This window comes from Aeromicrobium sp. (assembly GCF_014378035.1).
In the GTDB taxonomy this organism is placed as follows: domain Bacteria; phylum Actinomycetota; class Actinomycetes; order Propionibacteriales; family Nocardioidaceae; genus Aeromicrobium.
This window is the reverse complement of the sequence record NZ_JACMOM010000185.1, coordinates 1-7,668: the sequence shown is the minus strand read 5'-3', so window position 1 is coordinate 7,668 and position 7,668 is coordinate 1. Positions and strand designations below refer to the sequence as shown.

General features: G+C 64.1%; 8 protein-coding genes and 4 tRNA genes. 9 read left to right on the top strand and 3 right to left on the bottom strand.

The annotated features are described in order from the left end of the window. Positions 1 to 125 precede the first annotated feature (125 nt). The 5 genes from H7290_RS09685 (at position 126) to H7290_RS09665 (ending at position 3,921) form a co-directional block, all read left to right on the top strand. The gene (locus H7290_RS09685; RefSeq protein ID WP_290513809.1) at positions 126 to 833 is read left to right on the top strand and encodes a phosphatase PAP2 family protein; all 708 of its coding nucleotides are present in this window, start codon (positions 126 to 128) and stop codon (positions 831 to 833) included. Positions 834 to 842: 9 nt separating this feature from the next. Beyond that, positions 843 to 1,553, top strand: a complete 711-nt coding sequence (locus H7290_RS09680; RefSeq protein WP_290513808.1) for a VTT domain-containing protein — start codon at positions 843 to 845, stop codon at positions 1,551 to 1,553. A gap of 21 nt (positions 1,554 to 1,574) precedes the next feature. After that, positions 1,575 to 1,832: a hypothetical protein gene (locus tag H7290_RS09675; RefSeq protein WP_290513807.1), complete on the top strand. Its 258-nt coding sequence runs from the start codon at positions 1,575 to 1,577 to the stop codon at positions 1,830 to 1,832. 76 nt (positions 1,833 to 1,908) lie between these two features. Continuing rightward, positions 1,909 to 2,340, top strand: coding sequence for an SRPBCC family protein (locus tag H7290_RS09670; protein ID WP_290513806.1), 432 nt, complete (start codon positions 1,909 to 1,911; stop codon positions 2,338 to 2,340). 360 nt (positions 2,341 to 2,700) lie between these two features. After that, positions 2,701 to 3,921 (top strand): globin domain-containing protein, encoded by a 1,221-nt coding sequence (locus H7290_RS09665; RefSeq protein ID WP_290513805.1) that lies wholly within the window; start codon positions 2,701 to 2,703, stop codon positions 3,919 to 3,921. A gap of 201 nt (positions 3,922 to 4,122) precedes the next feature. Here the strand turns inward: H7290_RS09665 and H7290_RS09660 are convergent. Next, positions 4,123 to 4,194: transfer RNA gene (locus H7290_RS09660), tRNA-Val, on the bottom strand. A 96-nt stretch (positions 4,195 to 4,290) separates the two neighbouring features. After that, positions 4,291 to 5,124, bottom strand: coding sequence for an aminotransferase class IV (locus H7290_RS09655; RefSeq protein ID WP_290513804.1), 834 nt, complete (start codon positions 5,122 to 5,124; stop codon positions 4,291 to 4,293). A gap of 81 nt (positions 5,125 to 5,205) precedes the next feature. Between H7290_RS09655 and H7290_RS09650 the strand changes: the two genes are divergently transcribed. The 3 genes from H7290_RS09650 (at position 5,206) to H7290_RS09640 (ending at position 5,473) form a co-directional block, all read left to right on the top strand. Further along, positions 5,206 to 5,277: transfer RNA gene (locus H7290_RS09650), tRNA-Gly, on the top strand. 27 nt (positions 5,278 to 5,304) lie between these two features. Further along, positions 5,305 to 5,375 (top strand) — tRNA-Cys (locus H7290_RS09645). Positions 5,376 to 5,398: 23 nt separating this feature from the next. Continuing rightward, a tRNA-Val gene (locus H7290_RS09640) sits at positions 5,399 to 5,473 on the top strand. Between the two features lie 229 nt (positions 5,474 to 5,702). On the opposite strand, the gene H7290_RS09635 is transcribed toward H7290_RS09640, so the two are convergent. Continuing rightward, positions 5,703 to 7,025 (bottom strand): FAD-linked oxidase C-terminal domain-containing protein, encoded by a 1,323-nt coding sequence (locus H7290_RS09635; RefSeq protein ID WP_290513803.1) that lies wholly within the window; start codon positions 7,023 to 7,025, stop codon positions 5,703 to 5,705. A gap of 371 nt (positions 7,026 to 7,396) precedes the next feature. On the opposite strand from H7290_RS09635, the gene H7290_RS09630 reads away from it, so the two are divergent. Beyond that, positions 7,397 to 7,668 (top strand): hypothetical protein (locus H7290_RS09630; RefSeq protein WP_290513802.1); only part of this gene is annotated, 272 nt, incomplete at its 3' end.

Here is a 7,668-nt window from a genome sequence, read left to right as displayed (position 1 = left end):
CGGAGTCCTCCGCAGCCTGACCCAGCTCATCCACCAACGACCTCGATCTGCCCCGCTCGATCCTTCCCTGGGGTCGGGCGGGGTTCCGGTCTCGACCGAGGAAATCACATGAACGCACATCCGGCATGACCGTCGGCATGACCGTGCTGGCACGCTCCACCAGGGTCTTCGTCCCAGCCTCGTTGGTCGCAGCGCCGCTCGGTGGTGTTGTCGTCCTCGCCGACGCCGCGCGCGAGCACGACGGCATCGCCGCCGGTCTCGACCCGCACGTTGCCACGGACGTCCTCGCGGCACGCTCGGGCGGCGTCACCCACGCGGCCCAGGTGTTGACGTTCATCGGGAGCGAGGTCGTCGTCGGCCTTCTTGCGCTGCTGTTGGTGATTGCGCTCCTCGAGCGCCGGGGTCCGTTCCACGCGGGTCTCGCAGCCGCCGCGATGTCGGTGTCGGCTGCTCTCACCGTCGGCGTCAAGCACCTGGTCGAGCGAGCGCGACCAGGTGCAACGGACCGGCTCGGCGCTTCCGACTCCACCTACTCGTTCCCTTCCGGCCACACGCTCAATTCCGCTGTCCTGCTCGGACTCGTGGTGGTCCTGCTCCTCCCCCTCGTCGGCAACCGGAGTGCGCGGATCGTGGTCACGGTCGCTGCGATCTTCCTGAGCATCGGCATTGGTGCCAGCCGGGTGTACTTGGGTTATCACTGGGCGAGCGACGTCGTGGCTTCGTGGTTCATGGCCATCGCCCTGGTGACACTGGTCCGCATCGCCGCCCACCGTTGGGGAGACTCGGTGAACACCCGGTTCGCAATCAGGCGGCAGTCAGGTTCGCGCCTCTAGCGTCAAGGCATGATCGCCGCACTCACGCCTTTGCTTTACTCGCTCGGCCCCGCGGCCGTCCTGCTCGTCATGGCTGTCATCTTCGCCGAGACCGGACTGCTCGTCGGGTTCTTCCTGCCCGGCGACTCGTTGCTCTTCATCGCCGGCGCACTCGTTGCCTCGCACGTGGTCGATGTCCCGTTCTGGGTCTTCGCCGCGGGTGTCCTTGTCGCCGCGATCACCGGCGACCAGGTCGGCTACCTGATTGGACGCCGCTTCGGCCCGCGGGTGTTCTCGCGCGACGCATCGCGACTCTTCGCCAGCTCTCACGCCGAAAAGGCGCAGGCCTTCTTCGAGCGCCATGGGCCGAAGGCGGTGATCTTGGCGAGGTTCCTGCCTGTCGTACGGACCTTCGTGCCGGTCGTCGCGGGCATCGGACGGATGCCGTACCGGCGGTTCGTTGCCTACAACGTGATCGGCGGTGCTGTCTGGTCGGTGGGCATGGCCGCAGCCGGACTCTATTTTGGAACCATTCCCTTCGTGGCCCACCACATCGAGATCATCACGATCGGTCTCGCCAGCCTCTCGCTGATCCCGGCCGCCGTGGCTGTCGTCCGGCACCGCCGCCAGCGGAACGGACGTGCCGACGGCGAGCGTGACGCAGATGACTCACTCCTCGAGTTGTCGGCGACCGGCGCTGGTGTCACAGTGGATCCACCGGTTGAGCAGCAGCCGGGATGACTGCCATCCCCAAGGATCGCTGTGCTCTTCAACAAGACCACCACCTCGACCGCCTCCGTTCTGATGTTCTCGCTCAGCAGCGAAGAGACTCGTCGCCTGCTTGTCACCAAGTTCAGTGCAGTGCACCACGTCGTGCCAGCAGGGCTGCCGGAACTCGAAAAACCTCTGCTGTCCGTCGAGATCGACCCTGACTACCCGCAGCTGATCGAAGAGGTGCGGACGATCGTCGCCGAGGTCGATCCGGGAGCACTCGAGCTGCATCAGCCCGACCTGGTCTGAACGAATCCGACCACCTGACCGTCCGCCCACGACTGCGGCACGCCGGCACGTCGGAGCCAACTGAACGAGGAGCCCCATGAAGAAGATCGAACGTACTTTCACCGTCGCCAAGCCTGCCGCCCAGGTCTGGGAGTACCTCTCCGACTTTCGCAGCACCAACGACTGGGACCCGGGCACTGTGAAGACCACGCTGGAGTCTGGAGACGGTGCTGTCGGTTCCGTCTATCGGAACATCTCGAAGTTCGCCGGCAAAGAGGTCGAGATCATCTACACGGTCACGAAGGTGGAGCCAGGTAGGCAGATCACTCTCGTCGGTGAGACTGGCGCGCTGACCTCGACCGACACCATCACTGTCGAGGGGACCACGGTGGGCTCGGAAGTGACGTACGAGGCCCAGTTCGTCTTTCATGGCGTGGCAAAGCTGGCCGAGCCGCTCATGGGACTGCCGCTGAAGAAGCTCGGTGATGACGCGAAGAAAAGTCTCGAGAAGACTCTTCGGGCGCTCTGAGGACACGCTCCTGGTCATCACGATGACCCTGCCTCAGCGTAGGTCTGATCGCTGGTTTGACGGGACCATTGGCACTGCCCTGGCAAGACCCGCGGTGCTCCAATGGAAGCAGATGCAAATCTGATCGGAACAACTCCGTCACCACCCTCGGAATCATTGCCATTCGGCACCTTTCTGATTCTTCGGATGTTTGCATCCTGCGGGGCGGGTGCGGCGCGCACTAAATGTTCTTTGGCGCGCCTGAAGCCGTTCCTCGCGGAGCTCGACCCAGATCCGGACCGCCAGCTTCACGCACCGCTCATCCACGTGCTACCCGTGCCTACCGATTGCTCGAGCAGCCGACAACCCTACGGAGCCGCCATGTTGTCCACCAAGTCCGCCCACGTCGTCAAGGCCACGTTGCCCGTCATCGGAGCCGCCATCGGCGACATCACCCCGGTGTTCTACAAGCGGATGTTTGTCGCGCACCCCGAGTTGGAGCAGAACCTGTTCAACCGAGGCAATCAGGCCCAGGGCGATCAGCAGAGCGCACTCGCGGGTGCGGTGGCCGCCTATGCCACTCTGCTGGTGGCGGAGGACGGACGCGACCCGCTCGAGGTGCTTGCCCGGATCGCTCACAAGCACGCCTCGCTCGGCATCACCGAGGATCAATATCCGATCGTTCACGAGCACCTGTTCGCCGCCATCGTGGAGGTGCTGGGTGACGCGGTCACTCCCGAGGTCGCCTCCGCGTGGGACGAGGTCTACTGGCACATGGCCAATGCGCTGGTCACGATCGAAAACGGCTTGTACGCCGAGACCGGTGTGACCCCCGGCGACGTGTGGCGCACCTTGGTCCTGCGCAGTCGTCTGCAGGAGTCGCCCGACACCGTGTCCTTCGTGCTCGGCACGCCCGACGACAGCCCGCTGCCGGCTGCCCTTCCGGGCCAGTACATCTCGGTTCAGGTGGCGCTCCCCGATGGGGCTCGCCAGATCCGCCAGTACAGCCTCACCCACGCCCCGAAGTCCAGTGAGTGGGGAATCACGATCAAGGCGCTCCCTGCAAGCCACACCGACGATGGCGCGATCGTGCCCGCTGGTGAGGTGTCGAACTTCCTGCAGAACAACCTCTTCGAGGGCGACGAGATCAGGGTGTCCGCTCCCTTCGGCGACCTGGTCCTCGAGGACATTGAGGCCCCGCTGGTGTTGATCTCCGCCGGCATCGGCATCACCCCGATCATCGGCATCCTGCACTACCTGGCCAGCACCGGTTCGACCCGAGAGGTGCTGGTCCTGCATGCCGACCGCTCGCCGGCCCGCCACGCCCACCGCCAGGAGCTGAAGGAGCTCGTGGCCCAGCTGCCAGCTGCGACACTTCACCGGTGGTACGAGGACCTTGGCGTCCGACCGACCCGCGACGTCCTGCGCGCAGGCCGGGTTGACCTTGGAACGGTGGAGATACCGGCCGACGCGTCGATCTACCTGTGCGGCCCGCTGCCCTTCATGGAGTCGGTGCGTCGCACCCTGGTGGAGCAGCATGTTCCCGAGGCCAACATCCACTATGAGGTCTTTGGCCCGGACAAGTGGTTGGCCTCAGCCTGACGTAGCCGAGGCACCACGGTCCAGCCCCGATCTGAACATCAGGTCGGGGCTGCGTGCCGAGCACGAAAAATCGCGTCCGCTGTCATATCTGCTGGCCGAGGCCGCTGAGGCTGCCTTCACACGGACAGCCGCCGCGGCGGGACCTTGATCCACGAATTTTTCGGACTGCGTCTGCGCTGGTCAGCAGAGATGTCGTCAGGGTGGGCGATACTGGGTTCGAACCAGTGACCTCTTCGGTGTGAACGAAGCGCGCTACCACTGCGCCAATCGCCCCTGCGTGCCTCAGAAACCCTAACTCATCCGCTGTGCCGCGACCGCGCGAGGTTGCCGTGCGAGTTCTGGAGCGGCAGCGAGGCAACAGTCGGGTTGTTACGGATCGATGTTCTTCGCGGCCTCGCGAGCCCAGATCTCCTGCGCCCTCTGGGTGATGGGTCCGGGAGCGTCCAGCAGACGGTCGTCGACCCGCTCGATCGCCTGCACGTCGCGCGTCGTGCCCACGAGGATCACCTCGTCAGCCGTCTGCAGGATGTCGATCGGTGCATCGCGCTCGACGACGTCGATCTCACCAGCGCACCACTCGAGCACAAGCGCACGGGTGACGCCCGCCAGCGGCCCGGCATCGAGCGTCGGCGTGATCAGCTGGTCGTTGACGACGTACATGATGTTGGAACCGGTGCCCTCGCACAGCATGCCGGCGGGGTTGGGCATGACTGCCTCGGACGCCCCTCTGGCCTGCGCGTGCTCGACCATCAGTGCGTTCTCGGCATACGAGGTTGTCTTCAGGCCGGCGAGGGCTCCACGCTCGTTGCGGGGCCACGCGACGGCCGGGATGCTTGCCACCGGTGGCGGGCGTTCGGACGCCTCGGCGATGACCACCTGGGTGAGTCCGGCATTCCCCCGCGGGGAGCCGAGGGGGCCCGGCCCGGAGGTGACCGTCACACGGATGCGGCCGAACGGGATGTCTTGACCGTGCATCGTCGCGGCGATGCCCTCGCGAACGGCACCGAGATCGGGCTTTCCGATGCCGAGTCCCCTTGCCGAGCGGACCAGTCGATCGAGGTGTCGGGTCAGCGCGAACGGCTGGTTGGCACTGATCTGGATGGTCTCGAACACTCCGTCGCCGACGATCATGCCGTGGTCCAGCGCACTGATCGCAGGTTCGTCCGGTGATTGCAGCAGGTGTCCGTTCAACCATGTCTTCATGGGGCCACGCTACGCCGACCCCGGTTTGGGTTCACCGTCCGGAATCGGCTAAAGTTTTGTGTCGCCTCAATTTGGGGCAGTGCGGACATAGCTCAGTGGTAGAGCATCACCTTGCCAAGGTGAGGGTCGCGAGTTCGAATCTCGTTGTCCGCTCGGAGAGGGTCTCCATACCCATCCTGCGGTGGGTTGGCCGAGAGGCGAGGCAACGGACTGCAAATCCGTTTACACGGGTTCAAATCCCGTACCCACCTCGAATGACACAACTGAATAGCACGGGCGATTGGCGCAGCGGTAGCGCGCTTCCCTGACACGGAAGAGGTCATCGGTTCAATCCCGGTATCGCCCACCACAAATTTGCGGCCAATGCCTTCGGGATTGGGTATGTGGGACCAAGAAGAACCGTGAAACGGTTGACAGCAAGGTTTACACATAGATGAGTCCCCGTGACTACGGAGCGGCGCATTCGCCCGAGCGGTGCGAAAAGCGACTTGGCTGCCGCTCCCCCGTTAACCCCCGCCCTAGATTCGCGATGTGGTCGGGGAACCATAGGACGATTGGTGTCCCAGACGTTTCGACGGTCAGTCGAAGACCTTTCCGGGATTGAATATGTGGTGCGGGTCCAGAGCCTTCTTAACCGAGCGGTGCATCTCGACAACTGCCGGTTCGAGCTCTGCTGAGAGTCCACCCTTCTTCAGCAGTCCTACGCCGTGCTCGCCCGTGACCGTGCCCCCGAGGTCGAGTGCGTCCGCGATGATCTGGTCGAACGCCGATTGGGCACGTGTGCGGGCTTCGTCGTCTCCGATGGGAGTGCTGATGAGCGGGTGCAGGTTCCCGTCGCCTGCGTGGGCAATGTTCGCGATGAGTACGTCGTTGGCAACTGCGGCGGCCTCGATGCGTTCCAGCATTTCCGGTACTGCGGCCTTGGGGACGCACACGTCTTCTGTCAGCACGGGGCCAAGTCGTTCTAGGGCTGGGTACGCCAGGCGACGCGCCGAGAAGAGAGCATCAGCCTCGTCCTGATCAGTGGACTGCGCGGCCCAAGTGGCCCCAGCCTCCTCGAAGCACCGAAGCATCTCGCTAGCCTCATGTTCACCGGCCATGCCGGAGGCGTCGGATCGCCCGAGCAGGACGACGTCCGCATCAACCGACAGGCCCATGTTCTTCCATGCATCCACCGCAGCGAGGCAATGACGGTCAATGAGCTCAAGAGCGGAAGGGATGACCCCTGAGGCCGCGACGGCGGCCACCGCCTTGCCGGCGTCAACTACCGAGGCGAAGTACCCGGCAACGGTGCGCTCAGGCTCTTGCATAGGTCGCAAACGCACGGTGACTTCGGTGATGACACCCAACGTCCCCTCTGAGCCGACCATGAGGCCGGTCAGGTCGTAGCCGGCCACACCCTTCGCTGTCCGACGGCCGAGGTGGACGATTTCGCCGGTGCCGGTGACGACGGTCATTCCCAGAACGTAGTCGCGGGTCACGCCGTACTTCACGCAACACAGTCCGCCCGCGTTCGTGGCGACGTTCCCGCCGATCGTCGACCACGGCGAGCTCGCCGGGTCCGGCGGGTACCAAAGTCCGTGCTCGGCGCAGGCCGCCCGCAAGATGTCGTTAACCACGCCTGGCTCGACGACCGCTAAGTGCTCGCTGGTGTTGATCTCACGGATCGTCTTCATCGCGTCGGTGGAGACGACGACACAACCATCGAGCGCGTTCGCGCCACCGGACAATCCCGTTCCGGCGCCGCGCGTGACCAACGGAACTCCGAACTCAATACATGCCTTGACCACTACTTGGATCTCGTCGGTCGAGCGTGGTCGAACGACCAGAAGAGGGGCCCCATAGGGCGCCCACTCGGCTTCGTCATGCACGTAGCTCTGGATGACGTCCGTGTCGGTCACCAGACGGTCAGTTGGCAAACGATCGGATAAAACGGATACAAAGGTCGCTGACGGGGTTGTCGATGTCACACGCACAACTCGAGCAGACAACATGAGTGTGACGCACGCAATAGACTGTAACTCCGTAGATTGAACCTTTCACTGTAGAACGTCTCTACTGGCCATGAGCAAACTAGTTACCGAAATTGCGCGAACTACTGGAACGAGACGCGTCAGAGATGACTGCAAGCCCACGCAATGTAAATTACAACGACACCCGAGGTCGGCCGACGAGTTCCTGGCTCGATCTCCTCGCGGACGAGCGATCGGTCAGCGACCTTGAAAGCCACCGCCGGACCGTCGTAGCGGCAGCGCCGGCCGACCAACACCCCGTGGTCGAGTCCCAGGCTGACCTGGCTCTGAAGATTCGGGCGCGCCTGGCCGAGCGCAAGAGGCACGGCGACGAGCTCACGGTGCTCAATGACCTTGCTCGCCGACTGACGTCCCTACGCGACTCGGTCGAGGTGCTGCAAGAGGTCGCTGTTCAGGCTCGCCGCCTTCTCGGGGTGGACGTCGCCTACATCATGCTGCTGCAGGCCGACGACGTCCTGCGCATCGAGGTGCTCGACGGCACGCTTGGCTCGATCATGCGCGGGATCGAGCT